This window comes from Arsenicicoccus dermatophilus (assembly GCF_022568795.1).
Taxonomy (GTDB): Bacteria; Actinomycetota; Actinomycetes; order Actinomycetales; family Dermatophilaceae; genus Arsenicicoccus; species Arsenicicoccus dermatophilus.
In genome coordinates this window covers 429490-453985 of sequence record NZ_JAKZHU010000001.1, presented here as the reverse complement: position 1 = coordinate 453985, position 24496 = coordinate 429490, and the positions used below count along the sequence as shown (strand labels likewise).

22 protein-coding genes, 2 pseudogenes and 1 riboswitch are annotated in these 24496 nt (G+C 73.2%); of the genes and pseudogenes, 11 read left to right on the top strand and 13 right to left on the bottom strand.

The annotated features are described in order from the left end of the window. Nucleotides 1-4 precede the first annotated feature (4 nt). Nucleotides 5-1276 carry a phosphoribosylamine--glycine ligase gene (gene purD, locus MM438_RS02170; RefSeq protein WP_241450148.1) on the bottom strand — a complete coding sequence of 424 codons (1272 nt, stop codon included), beginning with the start codon at nucleotides 1274-1276 and terminating at the stop codon, nucleotides 5-7. Nucleotides 1277-1446: 170 nt separating this feature from the next. Here purD and MM438_RS02165 point away from each other — a divergent pair, with 170 nt between their 5' ends. Both MM438_RS02165 and MM438_RS02160 read left to right on the top strand, forming a co-directional pair. Continuing rightward, nucleotides 1447-3672, top strand: coding sequence for a HelD family protein (locus MM438_RS02165; RefSeq protein ID WP_241450147.1), 2226 nt, complete (start codon nucleotides 1447-1449; stop codon nucleotides 3670-3672). Between the two features lie 64 nt (nucleotides 3673-3736). Beyond that, nucleotides 3737-4003 (top strand): chorismate mutase, encoded by a 267-nt coding sequence (locus MM438_RS02160; protein ID WP_338155492.1) that lies wholly within the window; start codon nucleotides 3737-3739, stop codon nucleotides 4001-4003. A gap of 128 nt (nucleotides 4004-4131) precedes the next feature. On the opposite strand, the gene MM438_RS02155 is transcribed toward MM438_RS02160, so the two are convergent. The 5 genes from MM438_RS02155 to MM438_RS02135 all read right to left on the bottom strand — a co-directional run bounded on the left by MM438_RS02155 (nucleotide 4132) and on the right by MM438_RS02135 (nucleotide 9055). Then, a complete protein-coding gene (locus MM438_RS02155) occupies nucleotides 4132-5424 on the bottom strand; it encodes an adenylosuccinate synthase (protein WP_241450146.1) in 1293 nt (430 codons plus the stop codon). Between the two features lie 85 nt (nucleotides 5425-5509). Further along, nucleotides 5510-6481, bottom strand: a complete 972-nt coding sequence (locus MM438_RS02150) for a helix-turn-helix transcriptional regulator (RefSeq protein WP_241450145.1) — start codon at nucleotides 6479-6481, stop codon at nucleotides 5510-5512. 320 nt (nucleotides 6482-6801) lie between these two features. Continuing rightward, nucleotides 6802-7221, bottom strand: a complete 420-nt coding sequence (locus MM438_RS02145) for a DUF3151 domain-containing protein (RefSeq protein ID WP_241450144.1) — start codon at nucleotides 7219-7221, stop codon at nucleotides 6802-6804. 12 nt (nucleotides 7222-7233) lie between these two features. Further along, on the bottom strand, nucleotides 7234-8262 hold the full coding sequence (gene fbaA / locus MM438_RS02140) for a class II fructose-bisphosphate aldolase (protein ID WP_241450143.1): 1029 nt from the start codon (nucleotides 8260-8262) through the stop codon (nucleotides 7234-7236). A gap of 163 nt (nucleotides 8263-8425) precedes the next feature. Next, entirely contained in the window at nucleotides 8426-9055 is a 630-nt protein-coding gene (locus MM438_RS02135) for a TrmH family RNA methyltransferase (protein WP_241450142.1), read from the bottom strand. 66 nt (nucleotides 9056-9121) lie between these two features. On the opposite strand from MM438_RS02135, the gene MM438_RS02130 reads away from it, so the two are divergent. Beyond that, nucleotides 9122-9808, top strand: coding sequence for a DedA family protein (locus MM438_RS02130; RefSeq protein ID WP_241453238.1), 687 nt, complete (start codon nucleotides 9122-9124; stop codon nucleotides 9806-9808). A 219-nt stretch (nucleotides 9809-10027) separates the two neighbouring features. Next, nucleotides 10028-11398: a hypothetical protein gene (locus tag MM438_RS02125; protein WP_241450141.1), complete on the top strand. Its 1371-nt coding sequence runs from the start codon at nucleotides 10028-10030 to the stop codon at nucleotides 11396-11398. 425 nt (nucleotides 11399-11823) lie between these two features. Here MM438_RS02125 and MM438_RS02120 read toward each other — a convergent pair whose 3' ends face one another. From MM438_RS02120 to MM438_RS02110, 3 genes are all read right to left on the bottom strand, one after another. After that, a complete protein-coding gene (locus MM438_RS02120) occupies nucleotides 11824-12648 on the bottom strand; it encodes a LemA family protein (RefSeq protein ID WP_241450140.1) in 825 nt (274 codons plus the stop codon). 166 nt (nucleotides 12649-12814) lie between these two features. Continuing rightward, on the bottom strand, nucleotides 12815-13369 hold the full coding sequence (gene pyrE, locus MM438_RS02115) for an orotate phosphoribosyltransferase (RefSeq protein WP_241450139.1): 555 nt from the start codon (nucleotides 13367-13369) through the stop codon (nucleotides 12815-12817). A gap of 26 nt (nucleotides 13370-13395) precedes the next feature. After that, a complete protein-coding gene (locus tag MM438_RS02110; protein WP_241450138.1) occupies nucleotides 13396-14172 on the bottom strand; it encodes an SDR family NAD(P)-dependent oxidoreductase in 777 nt (258 codons plus the stop codon). A gap of 147 nt (nucleotides 14173-14319) precedes the next feature. Between MM438_RS02110 and MM438_RS02105 the strand changes: the two genes are divergently transcribed. The 3 genes and pseudogenes from MM438_RS02105 to MM438_RS02095 form a co-directional block, all read left to right on the top strand. Next, nucleotides 14320-15336: an IS481 family transposase gene (locus tag MM438_RS02105; RefSeq protein WP_241450137.1), complete on the top strand. Its 1017-nt coding sequence runs from the start codon at nucleotides 14320-14322 to the stop codon at nucleotides 15334-15336. Between the two features lie 9 nt (nucleotides 15337-15345). After that, nucleotides 15346-16137 carry an exodeoxyribonuclease III gene (locus MM438_RS02100; protein ID WP_241450136.1) on the top strand — a complete coding sequence of 264 codons (792 nt, stop codon included), beginning with the start codon at nucleotides 15346-15348 and terminating at the stop codon, nucleotides 16135-16137. 63 nt (nucleotides 16138-16200) lie between these two features. Next, nucleotides 16201-16743: pseudogene (locus tag MM438_RS02095) on the top strand (B3/B4 domain-containing protein); the annotation flags it as partial. 282 nt (nucleotides 16744-17025) lie between these two features. On the opposite strand, the gene MM438_RS02090 reads toward MM438_RS02095, so the two are convergent. From MM438_RS02090 to MM438_RS02080, 3 genes are all read right to left on the bottom strand, one after another. Further along, nucleotides 17026-17436: a hypothetical protein gene (locus tag MM438_RS02090; protein WP_241453515.1), complete on the bottom strand. Its 411-nt coding sequence runs from the start codon at nucleotides 17434-17436 to the stop codon at nucleotides 17026-17028. Nucleotides 17437-17560: 124 nt separating this feature from the next. Further along, nucleotides 17561-19297, bottom strand: coding sequence for an MFS transporter (locus MM438_RS02085; protein WP_241450135.1), 1737 nt, complete (start codon nucleotides 19295-19297; stop codon nucleotides 17561-17563). After that, nucleotides 19287-19982 carry an LppX_LprAFG lipoprotein gene (locus MM438_RS02080; RefSeq protein ID WP_241450134.1) on the bottom strand — a complete coding sequence of 232 codons (696 nt, stop codon included), beginning with the start codon at nucleotides 19980-19982 and terminating at the stop codon, nucleotides 19287-19289. The genes MM438_RS02085 and MM438_RS02080 overlap by 11 nt, the downstream gene beginning before the upstream one ends. 59 nt (nucleotides 19983-20041) lie before the next feature. Continuing rightward, nucleotides 20042-20134: riboswitch (TPP riboswitch) on the top strand. Between MM438_RS02080 and thiM the strand changes: the two genes are divergently transcribed. The 4 genes and pseudogenes from thiM to tenA all read left to right on the top strand — a co-directional run bounded on the left by thiM (nucleotide 20124) and on the right by tenA (nucleotide 23053). Continuing rightward, nucleotides 20124-20933: a hydroxyethylthiazole kinase gene (thiM, locus tag MM438_RS02075; protein ID WP_241450133.1), complete on the top strand. Its 810-nt coding sequence runs from the start codon at nucleotides 20124-20126 to the stop codon at nucleotides 20931-20933. (Overlaps the previous riboswitch by 11 nt.) Beyond that, on the top strand, nucleotides 20930-21583 hold the full coding sequence (gene thiE, locus MM438_RS02070; RefSeq protein ID WP_241450132.1) for a thiamine phosphate synthase: 654 nt from the start codon (nucleotides 20930-20932) through the stop codon (nucleotides 21581-21583). Before thiM ends, thiE begins: the two co-directional genes overlap by 4 nt. Continuing rightward, a pseudogene (gene thiD, locus MM438_RS02065) lies at nucleotides 21580-22404 on the top strand (bifunctional hydroxymethylpyrimidine kinase/phosphomethylpyrimidine kinase). Before thiE ends, thiD begins: the two are co-directional and overlap by 4 nt. Before the next feature lies 1 nt (nucleotide 22405). After that, on the top strand, nucleotides 22406-23053 hold the full coding sequence (gene tenA, locus MM438_RS02060; protein WP_241450131.1) for a thiaminase II: 648 nt from the start codon (nucleotides 22406-22408) through the stop codon (nucleotides 23051-23053). 95 nt (nucleotides 23054-23148) lie between these two features. Here the strand turns inward: tenA and MM438_RS02055 are convergent, their stop codons facing one another. Continuing rightward, entirely contained in the window at nucleotides 23149-24363 is a 1215-nt protein-coding gene (locus MM438_RS02055) for an NAD(P)/FAD-dependent oxidoreductase (protein ID WP_241450130.1), read from the bottom strand. Nucleotides 24364-24496 lie beyond the last annotated feature (133 nt).

Here is a 24496-nt window from a genome sequence, read left to right as displayed (position 1 = left end):
TTTCTCAGCAGGTGATCTCGCCGCGCTGGGCGGCCAGGGCGATGTCGGTGCGGTGGTGGGAGCCCGGGAGCCCGACGCGGTCCACCGCGGCATAGGCGCGCTCGCGGGCCTGGGCGAGGTCGGCGCCCAGCGCGACCACGGACAGCACCCGGCCGCCCGCGGACACCAGCCGGCCGTCGGTGTCCCGGGCGGTCCCGGCGTGCAGGACGTAGGCGCGGTCGAGGTCCTCCAGCCAGGTGATCGGGCCCCCGGTGACCGGGCTCGCGGGGTAGCCCTGCGAGGCGACGACCACGGTGACCGCGTGCTCCGGGCGCCAGGTCAGGGGCGGCAGCTCGCCGAGGCGTCCGGTCGCGGCCGCGAGGAGCAGGGTCCCCAGCGGGTCGGTGAGGCGGGCGAGCACGACCTGGGTCTCCGGGTCGCCGAAGCGAGCGTTGAACTCCACGACCCGCGGACCGCGGGAGGTGAGTGCCAGCCCGACGTACAGCACACCGACGAAGGGGGTGCCGCGCCGGGCCATCTCGTCGACCGTCGGCCGGGCGACCCGCGCCACGACGTCCTCGACCAGCCCCTCCGGGGCCCAGGTCAGCGGCGAGTAGGCCCCCATGCCACCGGTGTTCGGACCGGTGTCTCCGTCGCTGACGCGCTTGAAGTCCTGCGCCAGGGCCAGCGGCACGACCGTCCGGCCGTCGCAGACGCAGAACAACGACGCCTCCGGGCCGTCGAGGAAGTCCTCGACGACGACCCGACCCTCGTCCTTGGCCAGGCACTCGCGCGCGTGCGCCAGGGCGGCGTCACGGTCCTCGGTGACGACGACCCCCTTGCCCGCGGCGAGCCCGTCGTCCTTCACCACGTAGGGCGCACCGAAGGCGTCCAACGCCTCGGCCACCTCGGCCTCGGTGGCGCAGGTGCGGGCCTGCGCGGTGGGGACGCCCGCCGCCGCCATGACCTCCTTGGCGAAGGCCTTGGAGCCCTCGAGCCGCGCCGCCCGGGCGCTCGGGCCGAAGACCGCGATCCCCCGCTCCCGCAGCACGTCGGCGACGCCCGCGACGAGCGGCGCCTCGGGACCGATCACGACCAGGTCGACGGCGAGCCGCTCGGCCAGGTCGGCCACGGCCGCCCCGTCCGTGACGGCGCCGGGCAGATCCGCGCAGGTGGCGATCTCGGCGATCCCGGGGTTGCCGGGCGCCGCCGTGACGGACTCCACCCCGGGGTCCTGGACGAGGGCGTGGACGATGGCGTGCTCACGGGCACCGGTGCCGACGACGAGTACCTTCACAGGGCCCACCCTAAGCGCCCCGGCGGGGCCGGTGCCCGGTCGTCGGGCCGTCGGGCCGTCGGGCCGCAGCGCCGGGGACGACCCGCTTGGCTAGAGTGGGTCGCTCCCTGCCCGGGGCCCCACCCTCCCGCAGGCCACCCACCCTCGACCGCCAGCAGGTGACAGCGCACGTGACGGACCTCCACCAGCCCACCGCACCGTCCGCCGACGAGGCCCTCCGGGGCGAGCTCGCCGTCGAGCAGGGGCACGTGGACCGCGTCTACTCCGAGCTGGACCGCGCCTCCCAGCGGGCCCGGCTCCTGGAGACCGAGGGCCTGTCCCGCGGGCGCACCGATCGGGTGGGCGACGTCCGGGACGAGGAGGCGTCGGCGCTGTTCGAGCGAGATGCCTTGATGTTCAACGCGGCCCGACGTCGCGCCTCGCTGGAGAACCAGTACGAGGGGCTCGTCTTCGGCCGGCTGGACATCGAGCACCCGCCCGGTCCCGGGCAGGGCCGCGAGGTGCGCTACGTCGGCCGTCTGGGTGTGCGCGACGCGGAGTACGAGCCCCTGGTCATCGACTGGCGGGCCCCCGCGGCGGCGCCCTTCTATCGCGCCACCCCCGCCGCCCCCATGGACGTCGTGCGCCGCCGGGTGCTGCGCTGCCGCGGCGACCGGGTGCTCGGCGTCGAGGACGACCTGATGGTGCCGGTGGCCCCCGACGACATCGTCGTGGTCGGGGACGGCGCCCTGATGGCCGCGCTCACCCGCTCGCGCGGGGCCCAGATGCGCGACATCGTCGCGACCATCCAGCAGCACCAGGACGAGGCGATCCGCGCCGAGGCGCGCGGGGTCACCGAGATCACCGGCGGGCCCGGCACGGGCAAGACCGTGGTGGCCCTGCACCGTGCGGCCTACCTGCTGTACTCCGACCGACGACGGTTCGAGTCCGGCGGCGTGCTCGTCGTGGGTCCCTCGGCCGCCTACACGGCCTACATCGAGCGGGTCCTGCCGTCCCTCGGCGAGGACTCGGTGTCGCTGCGGGCGCTCGGGGACCTGGTCGACGGCATCTCCACGGACCGGGTCGACGAGCAGGGGGCCGCCGCGGTCAAGGGTTCGCTGCGGATGCGCACCGTCCTCGCCCGCGCCAGCCGCGGCCGGGACCCACAGGCCCCCACCGAGCTGCGCGTCATGGTGGCCGGTCACCCGCTGCGGCTCGACGCCAAGGCCCTGGACCAGGTGCGGGCCACGGTCCTGCGTCGCCACCGCCGCAACGGCTCCTGGCAGGCCGCCGTCGAGGCACTCGGCCAGGCGCTGTGGCAGCGGGTCCTGCAGCAGGCACCCGGCTCCGACCGGGACGAGTTCTTCGAGGCGTACGACGACCACCTGGACGTCGAGGCCTTCCTGCGGCGCTGGTGGCGCCCGCTCGACCCGCGCGAGGTCGTCCTGTGGCTGGCCCAGCCGGACGTGCTCGCCCGGCACGCCCGCGGCCTGCTGTCACCGCAGGAGCAGGCCCTGGTGGTCGGCTCCCTGGAGGTCGCCCTCACCACCGGCACCTGGTCGATCGCCGACGTCGCCCTCGTCGACGAGGTCTCCTCGCGGATCGGGATCGTGGACGACCTGCCGTCCGAGGAGCGCGGGTTCTACGAGATCGAGGAGCTCGACGGCGTCGAGCAGTACGGCGTCAGCGAGGTGATCGTCGGTGGCCACCGGCTGCAGGCCCCCGAGCCGCGGGCCGAGGTGTCGCCGTCGACGGCCCGGGAGCGCCTGCTCGCCGGCCGCATCGGTGAGCACGACGACTACGCGCACATCCTGGTCGACGAGGCGCAGGACGCCTCCCCCATGCAGTGGCGGGCCCTGGGGCGCCGGGGACGGCGCGCCTCCTGGACGGTGGTGGGCGACGCCGCCCAGGCCTCCTGGCCGGTGCCCGAGGAGGCCGCCGAGGCCCGGCTCGAGGCCTGGCGCGAGGTCGAGCCCCGGCGCTTCCACATGACCACGAACTACCGCAACGCCTCGGAGATCTTCGAGTACGCCGCCCGCGTCATCCGCGAGCACGTGCCCGACGCGGACATCCCCGTCGCGGTGCGCGAGACGGGCGTCGATCCGGTCGACCGCACGGTGCCCGCGGCCGCCCTGACCGAGGAGGTGGCGACCGCCGCCCGCCGTCTGCTGGACGAGGTCGAGGGCCTGGTCACCGTCATCCTCCCGCCCTCCCACGCCGACCTGCTGCCCGCGCTGGACTCCCTCGGGGACCGCGTCGTCGCCATCGACCCGCTGTCGACCAAGGGACTGGAGTATGACGCGACGGTCGTCGTCGACCCGGACGCGATCGTGCGGGAGACGGCCGGCGGGATCCGCACGCTCTACGTCACGCTGACCCGCGCCGCCCACCGGATGACCGTGCTCCGTCCCGCGTGAGGGCGGCCGTCGCCAGGTGAGACGGGGCTGTCCCCCACCGATCGGTCCGGCCACACTCGGGGGCATGACCCAGCCCACGAACCCGTTGACGGCGTCGGAGGACCCGGTGCTGTCGTCATACCGCCAGAGCATCGACAACATCGACGCCGCGCTGGTCCACCTGCTCGCCGAGCGCTTCAAGATCACCCAGAAGGTCGGCGAATACAAGGCCACCGCCGAGCTGCCCCCGGCCGACCCCGCCCGCGAGGAGCGCCAGATCGCGCGCCTGCGCGCCCTTGCCGAGTCCGCCCAGCTGGACCCGGAGTTCGGCGAGAAGTTCCTGCGGTTGTGATCGACGAGGTCATCCACCACCACGAGCGGATCCGCGACCCCCGCTGACCGGATCACCACCGCGACGCCGAGCCGCCCGCCCACCTGAGGTCAGGTGGGCGGGCGGTGGCGTGCGCGGTGGCGTGGTGGTCAGTCGCGACCGAGCAGGTCGTGCCGGACGATGACCTCGTCGCGGCCCGGGCCCACGCCGATGACCGAGACCCGCGCCCCGACCTGCTGCTCCACGAACTCCACGTAGCGACGGGCGTTCTCGGGCAGCTCCTCGAAGCTGCGGCAGCCGGTGATGTCCTCCTGCCAGCCGGGGAGGGTCTCGTAGATCGGCTTCGCGTGGTGGAAGTCGCTCTGGGAGACCGGCATCTCGTCCACGCGCTCGCCGTTGATCTCGTAGGCCACGCACACCGGGATCTCGGCGAAGGTGTCGAGGTTGTCGAGCTTGGTGATCACGACGTCGGTGACGCCGTTGATGCGGGTGGCGTAGCGCCCGACGACGACGTCGAGCCAGCCGATGCGACGCGGGCGACCCGTCGTCGTCCCGAACTCGTGCCCGATCTCGCGCAGCCGGTCGCCGACCTCGTCGTGCAGCTCGGTCGGGAAGGGACCCTCGCCGACGCGGGTCGTGAAGGCCTTGAGGATGGCGATGACCCGGTCGACGCGGGTCGGCGGGATGCCCGCGCCGGTGCACGCCCCGCCGGAGGTGGCGTTGGAGGAGGTGACGTAGGGGTAGGTGCCGTGGTCCACGTCGAGCAGGGTGGCCTGGCCGGCCTCGCACAGCACGACCTTGCCCGCGTCGAGCGCCTGCGAGATCTCCAGGGAGGTATCGGCGACCATCGGGCGCAGCCGCTCGACGTAGGACAGCAGCTCCTGCACGACGACCTCGGGCTCGATGGCCCGGCGGTTGTAGAGCTTGGTGAGCATCTGGTTCTTGGAGACCAGGGCGGCCTCGACCTTCTGCCGCAGGATGGACTCGTCGAAGAGGTCCTGCACGCGTATGCCGATGCGGTTCATCTTGTCGGCATACGTCGGGCCGATGCCGCGGCCGGTGGTCCCGATCTTGCGCTTGCCCAGGAAGCGCTCGCCGACCTTGTCCATCGTCGTGTTGTAGGACGCGATCACGTGCGCGTTGGCGGAGACCCGCAGCCGGGAGGTGTCGATCCCGCGGGCCTCGAGCCCGTCGAGCTCCTCCATCAGCACGCCCAGGTCCACGACCACGCCGTTGCCGATCACCGGGGTGACCCCGGGGGTCAGGATCCCGGACGGAAGCAGGTGCAGGGCGTACTTCTCCCCGTCGATGACGACGGTGTGACCTGCGTTGTTGCCGCCGTTGAACTTGACCACGTAGTCGATCTCGGGGCCGAGCAGGTCGGTGGCCTTGCCCTTGCCCTCGTCGCCCCACTGGGCCCCGACGAGCACGATGCCTGGCATAGAGGTGTTGCCTTCCGGTGAGCTGAGCACGTCCCGCGTGCCTGCGTGCACGTGACAGTCGCCCGTGCCCCCGGATCTTACCGGGTCAGCGCTGTCGGGGCTGGCGCGCGACCGCCATCCCCAGCTGGAAGCGGGTGGAGACGCCCAGCTCGTCCATGAGCGTGGCGACGCGGCGCCGCACCGTCCGCAGCGAGACCCCCAGGTGCCGGGCGATGGCCTCGTCCTTGTGCCCCGCAGCCAGCAGCGTGAGCAGCCGCCGATCGTCGGCGTCGTCCGCGGACTCGTCGGGCGGCGTCATCCCCGCCGCCCAGGCCAGCTCGAACAGGTTCAGGAAGGTCTGCACGAGCATCGGGTCCCGCACCTTGACGTAGTCCGCCTGGACGCTGGCCCACTCCGTGGTGGCGATGACCAGGTCGTGGCCGAAGACCACGAACTCCGACAGCGGGTCCCGCACCAGCCGCTGCTTCTCCCCCACCGCGGCGAACCGCGACATCCAGATCCGCGCGGACGGGGAGGACAGCGCCGTCATGGGATAGAGCGAGCGCATCTCCCGACCCGAGGCGGTCGTGGCCCGCGACTGCTCCAGCACCTGATCGATGCCGTCCGGGCTCCAGTCGGCGGTGATCGCCGACGAGCGGATGGCGCCGGTCGAGGAGCGGATCGACTCCAGGACCACCCCGTTCATCAGGTCGGCGGGCACCACCTCCCAGGTGGGGCGGCGGGCACCGCTCCGGGAGGCGTCGTGGTCGGCGGCGAAGTGGGCGAGGGCGTTGCGGGTCCGCTCCAGGTCACCCTGGCGGCGGCGCACCTCGCCGAACTCCCCCTCGAGCAGCCGGCCGATGGTGGCGCGGGGGTCGTCCGTGAGGAGCACCCCGTCGTCGGTCTCGGTGACGAGACCCAGGTCGAGCAGCGGCACCACGGCGCGCCGCAGCGGGGCGAGCTCCCACCCGAGCTGGTCGGCAAGCTCCGGGATCCCGACGGGGGCGCCCCGAAGGATCTGTCGGTAGAGCCGCTCCGCACCGGAAGAGATGCCGAGCGACCGCAGGTAGGCCGTCATGATGCCCGACCGTGGAGCCAAGGTCGTCGCATGCGTGACAGGTTAGTGTCAATGGCCGGTTCGTGACATCCGAAAGCCCGCGAGTGGGACATACTTGAGTCATCGCTGCGAAACGTCACGCAACGTGCCTGAGCAACACGTTTGCCGTCAGCAGCGATGCGAGGACAGCGCTTGATGGCGGCGCTGCCTCACACGGGGGAACACGGTGCCGGGGCAGGGGATGCCCCGGCACCACCCCTGTCCAGACTCTTTCCCCGTATGCCGCAGCGGCCCTCTCCCGGTGAGACCGGGAGAGGGCCGCTGCGGCATACGGACACATATCAGGCGAGGTCGAGCCGCATCTGCCGGGCGGCCGTCATCGAGGAGTCGCGCAGCAGCTGCGCGCACCGGTCCCGCTCGTCCTCCTCGCCGATCGCGTCGGCCGCATAGGCCAGCGCGGCGATGGCGCACAGGACGCCGCGGTTGGGCTCGTGCTCCCAGGGGACCTCGCCCTGGCCGCGCCAGCCCGCGCGACGCAGGGCGTCCAGGCCACGGTGGTAGCCGGTGCGGGCGTAGGCATAGGCCTGCACGGCCTGTCCGTCCTGCAGCGCCTGCTCGGCGAGGGAGGCCCAGGCGAGGGACGAGGTGGGGTGCAGCGCGGCGACGGCCGTGAGCTCCAGGCCCGCAGCGATCGACGCGGCTGCCGGGTCCTCCGGCAGCCGCGTCGGCTCGGGCCCCAGCAGGTTGGGGCGCTCGGTCATGTCAGACCAGGCTCACTTGTGGGTGCCGGCGGAGCGGAGGTTCTCGCAGGCCTCCACGACGCGCTTGGCCATGGCCGCCTCGGCCTCCTTGCCCCACGCGCGCGGGTCGTACTGCTTCTTGTTGCCGACCTCGCCGTCGATCTTGAGGACGCCGTCGTAGTTCTTCATCATCCAGGCGGCGACCGGGCGGGTGAAGGCGTACTGCGTGTCGGTGTCGACGTTCATCTTGACCACGCCGTAGTCGACCGCGTCGGAGATCTCCTGCGGCAGGGAGCCGGAGCCGCCGTGGAAGACCAGGTCGAGCGGCTTGTCGCCCTTGTCCGAGCCGTACTTCGAGACGATCGCGTCCTGGCACTGCTTGAGGATCTCAGGGCGCAGCTTGACGTTGCCCGGCTTGTAGACGCCGTGCACGTTGCCGAAGGTGAGGGCGGCCATGTAGCGGCCCTTCTCGCCCAGGCCGAGGGCCTCGACGGTCTTCAGCGCGTCCTCGGGGGTCGTGTAGAGCTGGTCGTTGATCTCGTTGGCGACACCGTCCTCCTCGCCGCCGACGACACCGATCTCGACCTCGAGGATGACGTCGAGGCGGTGGCAGATCTCCAGGAGCTCCTGGGCGATCTCCAGGTTGCGGTCCAGCGGCACCGCGGAGCCGTCCCACATGTGGGACTGGAAGATCGGCTTGCCGGTCTGCTTGAACTGCTCCTCGGAGGCCTTCAGCAGCGGGCGGACGAAGCCGTCCAGCTTGTCCTCGGGGCAGTGGTCGGTGTGCAGCGCGATGTTGACGTCGTAGTTCTTGGCGACCTCGGTCGCGTAGGCGGCCAGCGCCAGGGAGCCGGACACCATGTTCTTGACGGTCGAGCCGGAGAGGTAGTCCGCGCCCCCGGTGGAGACCTGGATGATGCCGTCGCTGCCGGCCTCGGCGAAACCACGGATGGCCGCCGTCGCGGTCTGCGAGGACGTGACGTTGATGGCCGGGTACGCGAAGGAGCCAGCCTTCGCGCGGTCGAGCATGTCGCGGTAGACCTCGGGGGTTGCGATGGGCATGGGTGACTTCTCCTTCGATCGGTCGTCATCACGCCGAGGCTCGGCACCTCGGCTCGGGTCCATCCTGGCACCTCCGGGCGCGCGGAGGCGAGCCACCCGGGTCCCCGACCAGCGGGCGGACGGCGCGTCCGGATGGCGGCGCACCGGAGGCGCTCGCCCGTGCTCACCCCGGGGGCGGGTCCTGGCCGAAGGCGTGCTGCCGCACCCAGGCGTGCATCGCGATCGCGGCAGCAGCCCCCGCGTTGAGCGAGCGGGTGGACCCGAACTGGGTGATGTGGACGACGGCGTCGGCGGCGGCGAGCAGCTCGGAGGTCAGGCCCGGCCCCTCCTGCCCGAAGGCCAGCAGGCACCGGCGCGGGAGGGTCGTGGTCTCCAGCGGGACCGATCCCGGCACGTTGTCCACGGCGATCAGCGGTATGCCGGGAGACTGCGTCCCGCACCACCGCACCAGATGGTCGACGTCGGGGTGGTGGACCTCGTGCTGGTAGCGATCGGTGACCATGGCGCCGCGGCGGTTCCAGCGGCGCCGGCCGACGACGTGGAAGGCCGCCACGTTGAAGGCGTTGGCCGTCCGCACGACGGAGCCGATGTTGAGGTCGTGCTCCCAGTTCTCCACCGCGACGTGCAGGTCGTGGCGCGAGCTGTCCAGCTCGGCCACGACGGCCTGCAGGGTGAGGTAGCGGAAACGGTCCGCGACGTTGCGCCGGTCGCCGTCCCGCAGCAGCTCAGGGTCGTACCTCGGGTCGGGATCCCCCGTCGGCAGCGTCGGCCAGGGGCCGACCCACGGACCCACCCCGACGACCCGCCCGGGGGCAGGGTCACCAGCATCCCCGGTGCGCCGCGTACCCTGACCCCCGTGATGATCCCCCACGCGCTGTCCTCCCTGCAGTGGATGGACCCGCAGTATCTCCTCGACCACTACGGCACCGCGTTCTTCTGGGTGTCGATGGCCATCGTGTTCGTCGAGTGCGGGTTGCTCTTCCCGATCCTGCCCGGCGACTCGCTGCTCTTCGCCATCGGCATGTTCATCAAGCGCGGCGACGTGCACATGAGCCTGCCGTTGGCGCTCGTGCTGCTCAGCGCGGCGGCCTTCGGGGGCAACGTCGTGGGCTACGAGATCGGACGTGCGCTGGGCGGCTCGCTCTACCACCGCGACGGCCGCGTCCTCAAGAAGAAGTACTTCGACCAGACCATCGACTTCTTCGACAAGTACGGCAACAAGGCCCTGGTGATCGGTCGTTTCGTGCCGATCGTGCGGACCTTCATCACCGTGGTCGCGGGCGTGGGCCAGATGGATCGCCGCCGGTTCTTCACCTGGTCCGCGGTCGGGGCGGTGCTGTGGGCCTGCTCGGTCACCCTCGCGGGTTACCTGCTGGGCGGGATCCCCGCCGTCCACGACAACCTCGAGGCCGCGATCCTGCTGATCGTCGCCCTGTCGCTGCTGCCCATGGTCTTCGAGTGGCTCATGCACCGTCGTCGGCAGTCGCGCGCCCGGCTCCTCGACGACGAGGTCCCGGTGACCCGCGGGAGCCGTCACCGCCGGTGACCCGCGCTGCTGCGGTTAAGCCCATCGCGTCGACACTGCCGCCACAACGATGCAATCGTGACCCAGGGTGCAGGTGTCTCGTACGATGAGAAGTCGCAGGTGAGACCCCTGACCACGGGGTGCAAGGTCCTGACCCGAAGGTGTGGGACCCCAGGGGTTACGTCCGGTCCCGCAAGTCCCTAATGTCCGAGGTGTACACCTCTGACACGAAGGCTTCCCATGTCTGACGCACCCCTCCGGCCGCACGAGCCGGCCTCGGCCCCCGAGGTCCCGGCAGCTCCCGAGGTCCCGGCAGCTCCCGACGCCGAGACCGCTACCGCGGGCGTGAGCACCACCCCTGCGGCGGTCACCCCGGAGCCCACCACGCCGGAGCCCGGCCCCGTCGAGCCCACCACCCCTGCGCCCGGCCCCGTCGAGCCCACCACGTTAGGACGCCTCGCGGGCGCACCCGCCCCGGTCAAGGCCGCCGTCGCCGCGCCGGTCCTGGTCGCCGTCGCCATCGCCGCCACACAGCTGGGCAGCACGTCGCACGACGAGACGGTGCACCTCGAGCTCGCCCACGGCCCGGTGGCCGCGGCCCCCGCGACGACCGGACCGACTGCCCCGCAGGGCCCCGACGACCTGCCGCCCGCCGTGTCCGCCGAGGCCGCGGGCGCGCACGGTGGATCTGCCGACGGCGTTCGGAACGCTGCGGAGGCCGGGGGCGCGGGCATGGGCGCGGACGGCATCCCGCCCGAGGCCGAGCCTCGCGCCACGGCGACCGCTGAGGTCGCTCCCCTCGATCCCGCTCCGGGGGCTCCCACCGCCACCCCGCCGACCCAGGCGCCTGCCGCCTCTGCGCCCACGCCGGACGCGCCGGACGCCTCCCGGGCCACGGCCGCCCTCACGGCGCCGGCGGCCGCTCCTGCACCGCCGGCTCCGCCCGCCTCGGCCCTCGCCGTGCCCGACCCCGCCGATCCCGGGGCCCTGCCGCCGGAGCCCACGGCCGTCCCCACCTCGCCGCTGCCGCTGCAGCCCACCGCCACGACCACGATCGGCCCGGCCCCGACCTCGGCGACTGTCACCCCGGCTCCGGGCGCGCCGACCGTGATGGTGACCCCGACCGCCACCCCCACGACCTCCCCCACCGCGGTCCCCACACCGACCTTCCCGGTGGCGGCGCCGACGCCGAGCGCCACGCCCACACCGAGCCCGACCTCCACCTCGTCCCGGGCGAGCACTCCCACCGCGACGAGCACCCCCACCCAGACCTCGAGGCGGGGTGGCGGCGCCACCGCGACCCCGCTCGCCCTGGACCTGGACCTGGTGGTGTCGACCCTGCGGTCCCGGCCGGAGACCTCCCCGCGGACCCTGGCGGTCGTCGCGGGCGGCGGCTCGCTGCACCTGGACCCCAAGGCTGACCTGCGGCCTCTCATGCTCCTCCCCGGAGCGCAGGCCATCGCCGAGGCAGCACAGATGCCGGGTGGGATCGCGCTGGTGCGCTCAAGCGACCCGGACCAGACACGGACCCTCACCGAGGGCCTGTCCCGCACCGACCTGTCCCGGGCCCTCCTGGCCCTGCCCTGGGACAAGATGTCCGTCGTCCGCTGACCCCCCCTCCCCCGCGGGGCGGGCCGTCACCAGGGGGTGGCGGACCGTCCCGCGGTCTGTCTGTGCAGACCAGGGCGTGGCGGACGAGCCGTGACGCGAGGCTCGATCGGTCAGGGCTTCCAGATGCGCAACGGACACCCGAGCAGCGGCCGGGCGACCACCACCGCGAGCGGGGCTGGCGGATGCACAACAAGGGCGGGCGAGCCCGGTGGAGCCCCGTGCTCTTCCACCGGCGGCTCGACGAGATACCGGAAGGCGCCGTCTCGCCTACGACGGCTACCTCGCGATCCCACCCCGCACCTGCCCCGCGACGTCGCCGCCGCCGGCGCCGGCGCCGCGACCTGAGTTCCCTCCCCCCGGACGCCCCAGCGGCCCCGCGCTCCGACGAGGAGCTGCGGGGCCGCTGAAATGCGAGTGAGGTCAGGTCACGCGCGGGGCGTCTCCGGGCCGCCGGAGCCCCAGCCGAGGGCGCCGCCCTCCTGGTGGGGGTTGGTGTCGGGCATGTCGCCCTGACGACCGCCGCCCTGGGCGAGGTCGGACGCGCCGGCGGGCAGCCCGCCCGCGGGGGCGTGCGCGCCCTCGGCCGTGCCGGCCTGGCCTGGCAGCTGGGCCGGGGGCACCGGCTGACCGCCCTGGACCGGACCACCGATGGTCGGCTCGGGAGCGGTCTCGTAGGTGCGCGCGGAGTTGGTGTCGAAGTTGACCTGCGGCGTGGAGCGCGCACCGGCCTCGGCCTCGAAGTACTGCTCCTGGTGCACGCCCGCCCGCTTGGCGATCGCGCTGCTGGGGAAGGACTCGACCTTGGTGTTGAGCTCGCGCACGGTCGCGTTGTAGTAGCGACGGGCCGAGGCGATGCGGTCCTCCGTGGACGACAGCTCGGACTGCAGGGCCAGGAAGCTCTGGTTGGCCTGCAGCTGCGGGTAGGCCTCGGTGACCGCCATGAGGCGACCGAGCGCACCGGTCAGCTCCTGCTCGGCGGCGGCGGTCTGGGCCGGGGTGCCACCCGCCTGGACGGCGGCGGCGCGGGCCCGCATGACCTCGTCGAGGGTGCCGCGCTCGTGACCGGCGAAGCCCTTGACGGTCTCGACGAGGTTGGGGATCAGGTCGTGACGCCGCTTGAGCTCGACGTCGATCTGACGCCAGGACTCCTGCGTGCGGTTGCGCAGGGCGATGAGTCCGTTGTGCATGCTGACGAGCCAGAAACCGATCGCGGCGACGATGACGAGCAGGACGATCAAGGCGATGAGCACGGGGCTCCCCCTCCAGGGCTGGACGTGGTCGTGGTCAGCCTAGCCGGACGGCCAGGACGATCACCGGTAGGACGACGCGAGGCGCCAGGACGTTCCCGGCGCCTCGACCCGATCCGATCTGTCGGCGGCGCGACGTCGGCCGGCGTGGCCGCGGGCGCAGGCCCGGTCAGGCCAGCCCGAGCTCGTCGAGGGAGTAGACGTGCAGGTAGGGAACCCCCGCCTCGTCCTTGATCCGCTCCCCCGCACCGGTGGTCCGGTCGGCGATCGTGGCGACGGCGACGACCTCGGCGCCCTCCTCGCGGCACGCGGCGACCGCCTCCAGCGGCGACCCACCCGTCGTGGTGGTGTCCTCGACCACGAGCACCCGGCGACCCGTGATCGAAGGCCCCTCGATCCGCTGCTGCAGACCGTGGGCCTTGCCGGCCTTGCGCACCACGAAGGCGTCGAGGCGATCCCCGGCGGCGGCCGACGCGTGCAGCATGGAGGTGGCGACGGGATCGGCTCCCAGCGTCAGGCCGCCGACGGCGTCATACGCCAGGTCCTTGGTGAGGTCGCGCAGCACGATGCCGACCAGGGGGGCCGCCTCGCCGTCCAGCGTGATCCGGCGCAGGTCGACGTAGTAGTCGGCCTCCTTGCCGGAGGACAGGGTGACGCGGCCGTGGACGATGGCCTTGTCCTTGATGATCTCGAGCAGGCGGGCGCGGGCGTCGGCAGGGTTCATGGGCTCGAGCCTAGCCGCGTCCCAGGTCAGCCCAGGCGGCGGCGACGGGTGGCCAGGTGCATGCTCACGCTGCGCACCAGGCCGCGGGGCAGCACCTGCAGGGAGCCGACCAGGCCCTTGTAGAGCGCCCCCGGGACCGAGACGACCCGGCCGCGGGCGACGTCGTCGAGGCAGTCCTGCACCAGTCGGTCGGCGTCCAGCCAGGCCGCCTCCGGCAGCAGCGACATGTCCATCTGCGCCCGGTCGTGGAACTCGGTGTGCGTGAAGCCGGGGCACAGGGCGGTCGCGGTGACGCCGGTGCCGCGCAGCTCCATCGCGAGCGCCTCGGTAAAGGTCGTCGTCCACGCCTTGGCCGCGGAGTAGGTGCCCATGGCCACGAAGCTCGCGACCGAGGAGACGTTGACGATCGCGCCGCGGCCGCGCGCCACCATGGACACGGCCGCCGCCTGCGAGAGGACGAGCACGGCCCGGGTGTGCAGGAGCAGGTGGTGCTCCTCGGCCTCGATCGGCGTCTTCAGGAAGGAGGTCTTCATCCCGTAGCCCGCGTTGTTGACCAGCAGGTCGACGGGGCGCTCCTGGTCGGCGAGCCGGTCCGCGACGCGCTGCAGCTCGGCACGGTCGGTGAGGTCAGCGGGGAGCACCTCGCAGGTCGTGCCGTGCAGCTCGCACAGCTCGTCGGCGAGGCCCTGGAGGCGATCCTGCGCGCGGGCGACGAGCACCAGGTCGTGACCGCGGCAGGCGAGCTCGCGGGCGAAGGCCTGACCGATGCCGGCGGACGCGCCGGTGACGAGAGCGATTGCCATGCGGGCAGTATGTCGGACCCGGCCCCTAGGTGTTGCGGTGCAGGAGGTTGTTGACGCGGGGCCGGGGTTGAGGACGGGCAGGTCCGTCGGCGGCACCATGAGTAGCGACCAAGCAACTCGTATAGCCGATCTCGAAGGACCTGCCCTGTGCCCCACCGTAACGCGCCCCTGACACCCGAGGGTCGTCACCGGCTCGTGCTGCGTTGTCAGCACCGCCCCATCGCCCACGTCGCCGCGGAAGCAGGCGTGTCACGCCAGTGCCTGTCGAGGTGGGTGAACCGCTACCGCGAGTACGGGCAGGCCGGACTGCTCGACCGCTCCAGCGCACCCCACCGGCGCCCCACCCAGACGCCTCAGAACGTCGTGGACCGGGTCATCGAGCTGCGCAAGAAGAAGCGCTCGGCCACGCGGATCGCCGCCGACCTCGCCGCCGAGGGCGTCACGATCGCCGCGTGCACGGTCTCCCGGATCCTGCACCGAGTCGGGCTGCCTCGCCTGTCATGGCTCGACGCCGACGGCGAACCCCTCCGCGCGCCCGGCACGATCACCGCCCGCTACCCCGGACACATGATCCATCTCGACGTGAAGAAAGCCGCCCGCATCCCCGACGGTGGCGGCTGGCGGGTCCACGGACGCGGCAGCGAGCAAGACAAAGCAGCCGACCGCGCCGCCCGCGCCACCGGCAGGAAGGGCACCCGTGCCGGGTACACGTACATCCACTCCGCCGTTGACGGGTTCTCCCGCCTGGCCTACACCGAGTGCCACGACGACGAGACCGCCGCCACCGTGGTCGCGTTCCTGTCCCGCGCCCGAGTGTTCTTCCGCGCCCACGGCATCACCCGCTACACGCGGATCGTCACCGACAACGGGCCCGCCTACACGTCCAAGCACTTCGCCCGTCACGCCGCCTCGTTCGCCTCACGCCATCAACGGATCCGCCCCTACACGCCTAAGCACAACGGCAAGGTCGAGCGCTACCAAGGCCTGATGAGCAGCGAGGTCCTTTACGCCCGCCCCTGGACCAGCGAGCAGCAACGTCGCAACGGCATCGCCGGGTGGGTCAACCACTACAACTACCATCGCCCCCACACAGCCGCTGGCGGCAAGCCCCCAGCCTCACGCCTCAAAACCAGCGTCAACAACGTCTTGCCGAGTTACACCTAGGGTGGGCGCGTGCGCATCGCTACGTGGAACGTCAACAGCATCCGGACCCGGGTCGACCGGGTCGTCGCCTTCCTGGAGCGGCACGACGTCGACGTGCTCGCCCTGCAGGAGCTCAAGTGCAAGGACGCGCAGTTCCCGACGCTGCCCTTCGAGCAGGCGGGCTACGAGGTCGCCGTCCACGGGCTCAACCAGTGGAACGGTGTCGGCATCGTCTCCCGGGTGGGCCTGAGCGACGTGGAGGTCGGCTTCGAGGGCATGCCGACGTACGGCGAGCCGGAGGCCGTCGCCGAGGCCCGCGCGCTGGCCGCGACCTGCGACGGCGTGCGGGTGTGGTCGCTCTACGTCCCCAACGGGCGCGAGGTCGGCCACAGCCACTACGCCTACAAGCTGGACTGGCTGGCGCGGCTGCGCGACCGCGGGGCCGAGTGGCTCGCCGCGGACCCGCAGGCCCAGGTGGCGCTGATGGGCGACTGGAACGTCGCCCCGCAGGACGACGACGTGTGGGACATGGCGGTCTTCGAGGGCGCCACCCACGTCTCCGAGCCCGAGCGGGCGGCCTTCCGCGGGGTCGTCGAGGCGGGTTACGCCGACGTGGTGCGCCCCCACGCACCCGGCCCGGGGGTCTACACCTACTGGGACTACACCCAGCTGCGCTTCCCCAAGAAGCAGGGCATGCGCATCGACTTCTGCCTCGCCTCCCCCGCCCTGGCGGCCCGGGTGACCGGCGCCTCCATCGACCGCGAGGAGCGCAAGGGCAAGGGCGCGAGCGACCACGCCCCCGTCATCGTCGACCTCGACTGAGCACCGGTCCGGCGAGTCGGACGCGAACCGGCCGGGCAGCGTCGAGCGGCATACCCCACAGTGATGCTCATGGGCACCTACGACGCATGGCTGGACGGCGCGACCATCGACGAGCAGGTCCGGGCGCTGCGCCCGGACTACCGCTGCGTCCTGCTCGTCGCCGAGGGGCTGACCTCCCGGGAGGGCGACGAGGCGAGCGAGCGGCTGCTGCAGGAGGCGGAGGCCGCGGCTCGCACCTGGACGGTCCCGGTCGAGGAGCTGCCGCACATCGCGCGGTGGCGCGAGGCCTTCCGGGCCTTCGGCGCCAAGCCGCAGCGCACCCGGACCTCCGTCGAGGCCCTGGCCCGTCGGGCCGGCGACGGGCTGCCCCGGATCAACGCCGTGACCGATGCCTACAACGCCGTCTCGGTGCGGCTGCAGACGCCGCTCGGCGGCGAGGACCTGCAGGCCTACGAGGGGCCGCTGCGACTCGTGCGCGCCAGCGGGGGCGAGGACTTCACGACGACGGCCTCCGGGGTCGAGGTGGTCGAGCATCCCGAGCCGGGCGAGGTCGTGTGGCGCGACGACGTCGGTGTCACCTGTCGCCGTTGGAACTGGCGGCAGTGCTCTCGCACCCGCCTGACGGAGGACACCCGGGACGCGGTCTTCGTCGTCGACGTCCTGGACGTGGCGCCTGGTGACGGCGCGACCCGCGCCGAGGAGGTCCGCGAGGCGCTGTCCGAGGCGCTGCGCCAGGTCAGTCCCGGGGTGCGGCTGAGCCACCGCACGCTGCTGGCCGCCGAGCAGGCCTGCGGCCCGGCGCCCGGTCGCCGGGCCGCAGGAGCGGCCCCCCGAGGTCCGGCACCCGGCACCCGGAGCCCCACACCCCGGCAGCGTGCAGGAGCAGGCTCAGGCGGCAAGGCGCAGCGGCTGCAGCTGGTCGATGCCGCGGGTGCCCATGACGAAGAAGCCCAGGTCGCGGATCCCCTGCTCCTGGCAGTAGCGCTGGACGGCCTCCTGCCAGAGCCGGTCGGTCGGGGTGGCGTGGATCGGGCCGTGCCGGACCACGCAGCAGGCCGCCGAGACGTGGGTTGCGCCGACGCCGATGGTGGCGTCCAGGACGGTGCGCTGGGTGACCGGGTCGACGGGGATCTCGTCGAGCTGGAGCATCAGCGGGGTGAGCAGGTGGCCGTTGAGGTCGCACAGCAGGAAGCACAGCTCCGGCCCCGCCCCCGGCCCGGGGATGGTGTCGCGCAGCACCGTGCGCACCAGCTCCGGGTCGGTCAGGGGCCGGTCGTCGATGAGGTCGTAGATCGTCATAGGACCGATGAAAGGCGCGGCGGCCGACCGGGACCAGGGTGCCGACCTGCCTGGGGACGACGGCGCGGACGGCCGCGCGCGCAGCAACCGTCCTGTGCACCACGAGCAATCCGCGCAGGTGGCCTCAACCGCGCTCGGGGACGGAGCGACGACGCAGCGTCAGCGAGAGGACGGCAGCGAGGGCAGCACAACCGGCCGCCCCCCAGAAGACCGTCTGCACCTGCACCATGGCCGCGGCGAGCAGCGCCGTGGGGTCGGTGGGGTCCGGCAGGTGCGTGGTGGCGGCGTAGAAACGCCGCAGCCCGATCGCCGTGAGCAGGGCCAGGCCGACGATCATCCCGACCATCCGGGCCAGCACCACCAGCGAGCTCATGCTCCCGTGGCTCTCGGGGGCGACCTCGGCCAGGGCGGCGGCGTTGACCGGGGCGAGCGCCAGCCCGAGGCCGAGCCCCACCAGGGCGAGGGTGGGCGTCGCCGCCGCGGTGGTCAGTGCCCCGGTGGTCCAGCGCGCCATCTCGGCCAGTCCGAGGGCGGCGAGGGCCAGCCCGGCGGCCGACACCCAGGAGGGTCCGACGCGCCGCAGGAGCAAACCGCCGAGCAGGGCCCCGGCGGGCAGCGCCACCAGGAACCGCAGCAGCACCATCGCCGCCGCGGCCTGGGTGCCGGCGACGGTGAGGCGGGCGAGCACGGGCACGTCGACGACCACCGCGGCGAGGGCCGCGCCCACCAGCAGGGACACCACCAGGGCCGTCGCCGCGTCCCGACGCAGCAGGCCGCGGGGCACCAGCGGCACCACGGCGGTGCGGTGCCGGAGCGCCCACCCCGCGGTGCACAGCGCGCCCAGCGGCAGCAGCCACAGGCCCTGCGGGCCGACGACCTGCACGGCTGGGTCGGCGGTCGCGAAGGTCAGCACCAGGCAGCCCAGCGCGCCCGCGACCAGCAGCGCCGCGAGCAGGTCGACCTGGCTCAGCACCGGGGCCCAGCCGCGCCAGGACAGGCCCAGCCAGACCAGGAGCAGGACCGCGGCTCCGGCGCCGAGCGGGGTGGCGAGACGAGCCCGGGACCCGAGCGGCAGGTAGCCCCACCCCCAGGTGAGGTGGGTGACCAGGACCTCCGGCGCCCACAGCGCCAGGAGCAGGGCGGACAGGGCGATCCCGAGGACCAGCTGCCGTATGCCGGCAGGAAGCGCCCGACCACCACGACGTGGGGACGAGGCACCCGGGGTCGCCCGCGCAGGGGCCGGCCCGTCCAGGGCGACGGACCGCGCCGCGGGGCCCGGACGGCTCAGCGCGGCCACCGCGCACCACAGCGCCGCGGCCAGGGCTGCGTTGAGCCAGAACACGTCTCGCCAGGTGCCGACCGCGAGCACGGCTGCGCCGAGGAGCGGCCCCACCACGGAGCCGAGCTCCTGCACCGCGCCGACCACGCCGAGCGGCACCCCGCGCCGGGCGGGGGGCCAGCCGTCCGCGACGAGCGCCAGCGTGGCCGGCACCAGGCCGCCGCCGCCGAGACCCTGCAGGACCCGGCCACCCACGAGGACCGGCAGCTCGGTCGCGAGCGCGGTCACCACCGACCCGACGAGGAAGACCACGAGCAGCGCCCGCAGGACGCGGGCCCGGTCGACGAGGTCGGCGAGCCGCCCGACGAGGGGCAGCACGGCGACGTAGCCGAGCAGGAAGCCGCTGATGATGGGGGTCGCCCGCTGCATCGCGTCGATGCCGAGACCGACCCCGGCCATCATGTCGGGCAGGGCGAGGACCACGACATAGGTGTCGGCGGCCGCCAGCAGCACCGCGAAGGAAGCGGCCGCCAGCAGGCCACCCGGGTGGGTGCCGCCGACCCCGCGCGCGTCAGGGGGCACGAACGGTGACCTGCTCGCCATAGCCGTCGAGGCGGACGTCGTACCGGCTCGTGGCGCCGGTCGCGGGGAAGAACGGGCCGGTGACAGTCACCGAGCGGACCCGGTCGTCGTCGCCGACCTGGAAGGAGACGGGGAAGGTCGCCCCGCGCTGCCCTGCCGCGAGCACGTCGACGACCTGGTCGCCGGGCAGGGTCCCGGTGATCGTCTGCACCTCGGCGCTGCCGTCGCGCTTCCTGTCACCCAGCGCGGGCGACTGCACCGCGCCGAGCAGCGAAGAGATTCCTTTGTCGGGCGAGAGCAGGTCGGCCGGGTCAGGGGCGCCGTAGTCCGCGGCCCGGGCCGGCACGTAGGACCGGGTGAAGGGCAGGCGCAGGCGCAGCGTCCCACCGACGGACACCACGTCAACGGTGCCGGACAGGCCGCGGGCGCGCACGGTCAGGGAGCCCTGGAAGGCCGGCTGGTGGGTCACCACCCCCTTGGCGGCGGTGACCCCCTCGGCCTTGGCCGGGAAGTCCGGCGAGGAGAGGTCCACCCGCACCGAGGGGCTCGCGTCGAGCGTTCTGCGAGCGGCGGCGAGCCGGTCGGCCGCGCTGCGCGCGGGCTTGTCCGGGGCGCCGCCGCACGCCGACGCCCCGGCGACCAGCAACCCGCTCAGCAGCAGGGCGCCCACCTTGGTCCAGGTCATCTCAGGTCCCCTCCCGTGCCTCCCCCCGACCGTATCCGACCGAGGGTGGGCTAGGGTGCGACCACGACGCGGGGTGCCCCTCGAGGGCTGAGATCACACCCGTCGAACCTGATCTGGCCAGCACTGGCGAAGGGACGTCGCATGGCCGAGCACACCCCGGTCTCACCCCGGCAGGTCGGCGAGGCGGTGCAGCGCCTGCGCGAGGGCAGCCCCCTCGTCCAGAGCCTGACCAACATCGTGGTCGCGCAGTGGACGGCCAACGTCCTGCTCGCCGCAGGAGCGGCCCCCGCGATGGTGGACAACCCGCACGAGGCGGGCCTGTTCGCCCAGGTGGCGGGCGGCGTCCTGGTCAACACGGGCACGCCGTACGACGACACGACGGCGGCCATGCGCGCCGCCGTCCAGGGCGCCGCGCAGACGGGCACCCCCTGGGTCCTCGACCCCGTGGCGGCGGGCGGGCTGCCGTGGCGCACGCAGGTCGCGAGCGAGCTGATCGGGGTGCACGCCCCGGCGATCGTGCGCGGCAACGCCTCGGAGGTCTCCGGACTGCTCGGCGGGCTCGGCGGCCGGGGCGTGGACTCCGCCGCCCGGCCCGAGGAGGTGCTCGAGCAGGCGCGGTCCCTGGCCCGCGACCACGGCACCGTGGTCGCCGTGAGCGGGCCGGTCGACCACCTCACCGACGGCGAACGCCTGGTCCGCGTCGCCAACGGCCACGAGCTGATGACCCGGGTCACCGGGGTCGGGTGCGCGCTGGGCGCCCTGATGGCGGGCTTCGCCGCGGTCTGCGAGGACCGGCTCGTCGCCGCGACCGCTGCCACGGCCCTGCTGTGCGTGGCGGCCGAGCGGGCTGCCGCGGCCACCCGCGGCCCCGGCAGCTTCGCGGTGGCCCTGCTCGACGAGCTGGCCCTGGTCACCCCCGACGAGGTGGCCGAGGCGGTGCGGCTGTCATGACCCGGCCGCCGCTCGACCTCACCGTCTATCTCGTCACCGACACCGTCATGGCGGGCGGCGCCGGCCGGGTCGCGCCTCTCGTCCGAGCCGCCGTCGACGGGGGTGCCACGGTCGTGCAGGTGCGCGACCCCGAGGCAGACGACGACACCTTCCTGCGGATCTCCCGCGAGGTCGTCGCCGCGCTGGTCGGCACCGGAGTGCCCGTCCTGCTCAACGACCGGGTGCACCTCGTCCGGCCTGCCGGGGCCCACGGCGCCCACGTCGGCCAGGGCGACCTCGACCCGGTGCGCACCCGCGAGCTCCTCGGCCCGGACGCCCTGCTCGGCCTGTCCTGCCAGACCGTCGAGCACGTCGAGGCGGCTCGGGCGCTGCCCGACGGCACCCTGGACTACCTCGGTCTCGGGCCGGTCTGGGACCAGACGACCAAGCCGGACGCCGCCATACCGTCCGGACCCGCCGGGATCGCCCGGCTCGCCGCCGCGAGTCCCTGGCCCACCGTCGCCATCGGCGGCATCAGCGCCGACCGCATCGGCGAGCTGCCCGCCACCGGCGTCGCCGGCGCCGCCGTCGTCAGCGCCGTCTGCGCCGCCCCCGACCCCCGGGCCGCCGCGACCCTGCTGCGCACCCGCTGGAAGGACGCCCCACGATGACTCCCCCACCCAAGGTCCTGTCGATCGCCGGCTCCGATCCCTCGGGCGGCGCCGGGATCCAGGCCGACCTCAAGACCTTCAGCGCCCTCGGGGCCTACGGCACGTGCGTGATCACCGCCCTGACGGCTTAGTCGACCCAGGGCGTGACCGGCGTCCACCCGGTGCCCGCGAGCTTCGTCACCGAGCAGCTCGACACCCTCCTCGCCGACGTCGCCGTGGACGCCGTCAAGATCGGGATGCTCGCCGACGCCTCGGTGACCGCCGCGGTCCGCGCCTGCCTGGAGCAGCTGCGGGCGCACGAGGGTGGCACCGAGCTGCCGATCGTCCTCGACCCGGTCATGGTCGCCACCAGCGGCGACCGGCTCCTCGCCGACGACGCCGTCGCCGCCGTGCGAGACCTGGTGCCGCTCGCCGGGATCATCACTCCCAACATCCCTGAGGCCGCCGTGCTCCTCGGCTGCGAGCCGGCCGGACACGTGGACGAGATGCTCGACCAGGCGCGGCGACTCGTCGACGCGGGCGCGCGGCGCGTCTACCTCAAGGGCGGACACCTGGACGAGGGCGATCGGGCGACCGACGTGTATGCCGACGCCGACACCTGCGTCGCGGGGTGGAGCGAGCGGGTCGACACCCGCAACACCCACGGCACGGGCTGCACCCTGTCCTCCGCGCTGGCGGCCCTGCGACCGCAGCGCCCCGACTGGACGACCACGGTCACCGACGCCAAGCGCTGGCTCACCGATGCCCTCCACCGCGCCGACGAGCTGCAGGTCGGCCACGGCCACGGACCGGTCCACCACTTCCACGCCACCTGGAGCTGAGATGACCTTCACCCTCGACACCTGGGAGCGCTCGCGCGCCATCCGCACGGCGATCGACGAGCTGCCCTTCGTGCGCGGGCTCGGCGACGGCACCCTGGACCGCGAGCGCTTCACCTACTACATGGCCCAGGACGCGCTCTACCTCGCGGACTACGCCCGGGTCCTGGCGACCCTCGCCGGGCAGGCGACCGACCCGGACGACACGACCTTCTGGGCCGACTCGGCACGCACCGCGGTCGCCGTCGAGCGCGAGCTCCACGGCGCCCACGTCCAGGACTTCGCCGCGGTCACCCGCTCCCCCACCTGCCTGGCCTACACGTCCTACCTCGCGTCGCTGACGACGCAGGGCTCGTATGCCGTCGCGGTGGCCGGGGTGCTGCCCTGCTACTGGATCTACCAGGACGTGGGGGACGCGCTGCTGCGGAGCGCCGGCGACCTCACCACCCACGCCTACGGCGACTGGATCGGCACCTATGCCGACGAGGCCTTCGCCGCCTCGGTCGCCACCGCCAAGGCGATCGCCGACCGGTGCGCCGAGGGCGCCTGCGCCGAGACCGTCGAGCGCATGCACGTGGCCTACGCGACGGCGTCGCGCTACGAGTGGATGTTCTGGGACGCGGCCTGGCGGCAGGAGACCTGGCCCGTCTGAGGCTGGGAGGCCCCGACGGGGCCTCCCAGGACGGGGTCGCTCCCGGGCGGCTGGCCGGGGTCGTGCTCGCCAGGGCGACCCGGGCCAGGGCACCGTCAGACGAGACCCCTGAGCATCCCGTGCCAATACATCAGGGGCAGGCCGGTCTTCTTGAGCTGGTTGAAGTCCACGAGGGGTTCGGTGGTGTCGGGCCACGGCAGCGGGTTGCTCGGAGCGGGCTGCATCGAGTAGTCGAACTCCGCGAGCAGCAACCGCCGGTGGGACAACGTGAGCGGGCACGACGCGTACCCGTCGTAGCGGCCGGTCAGCTCTCGACCGCGCCAGGCGTCGAGCATGTTGCGCACCACGACGGGGGCCTGGTGGCGGACGGCGGCACCGGTCTTGGAGCTCGGGGTGCCGGCGACGTCACCGAGGGCGAAGACGTCGGGGTAGCGCCGGTGCTGCAGCGTGTGCTGGTCGACGTCGACATATCCGCCAGGGTCGGACGGGTCGGCGAGGGCAGAGGACTTGACCCAGTCGGGGGCGGACTGGGGCGGGACCAGATGGGCCATGGTGTACTCGATCTCGCTGGTCCGGCCGGTCACCAGGGAACGGATGGTGACGGTGCGTCCGGGGCCGTCGACAGAGCTGATCTCGCTGGACAGATGCACGGTGATCCCGTAGCCGGCAGCGGTGTCGGCCAGGATCTGCGCGAACTTCGGGATGCCGAACATCCCCGGCATGGGCAGCACCAGATGGACGTCGATGTCGCCCAGGACACCCTCGCGCCGCCAGTGGTCGGCCGCGAGGTAGGCGATCTTCTGCGGGGCGCCAGCGCACTTGATGGGCCCGGACGGCATGGCGAAGACGGCTGTCCCCGACCTGGTGGCGCGGATCAGGTCCCAGGTCCTGGGGGCGAGGTCGAAGCGATAGTTGCTCGACGTGCCGTTGCTGCCGATGGTCTGCGCGAGCCCGGGAATCTTCGTCCAGTCGAGCTGGAGACCGGGCGCCATGACGAGCTGGCGGTAGGAGACCTCTCCGCCGTCGCGCAGCTGCACCGTCCTGCGCTCCGGGTCGACACCCACGGCCGCGTCCTGGATCCACGAGACGCCGCGGGGCACGAGCCCGGACCGCGGTCGACGGCTGTCCTGCACGTCGGCACGCCCACCGCCGGCGAGGGTCCACAGCGGCTGGTAGTAGTGCCAGTCATCAGGGTCGACGAGGGCGACGTCGCGAGCTCCGGCCCGCCGGAGCCGCGCCGCCACCGTTGCGCCGGCGGTCCCGGCGCCTACGATGACGATCGTGTACGCCCGTGATGAATCGTGAGACATGGCGCTTCCTTTCGTCGACATCCGCGTGCGCTGGATGGGCTGGCAAAGGACACCTCATCATACCCCCGGGGGTATGATGAGCGCCATGGGAGGCGCCGGAATCCGGTTGGAGCCCCGCCGGTCTGGCTCGCAC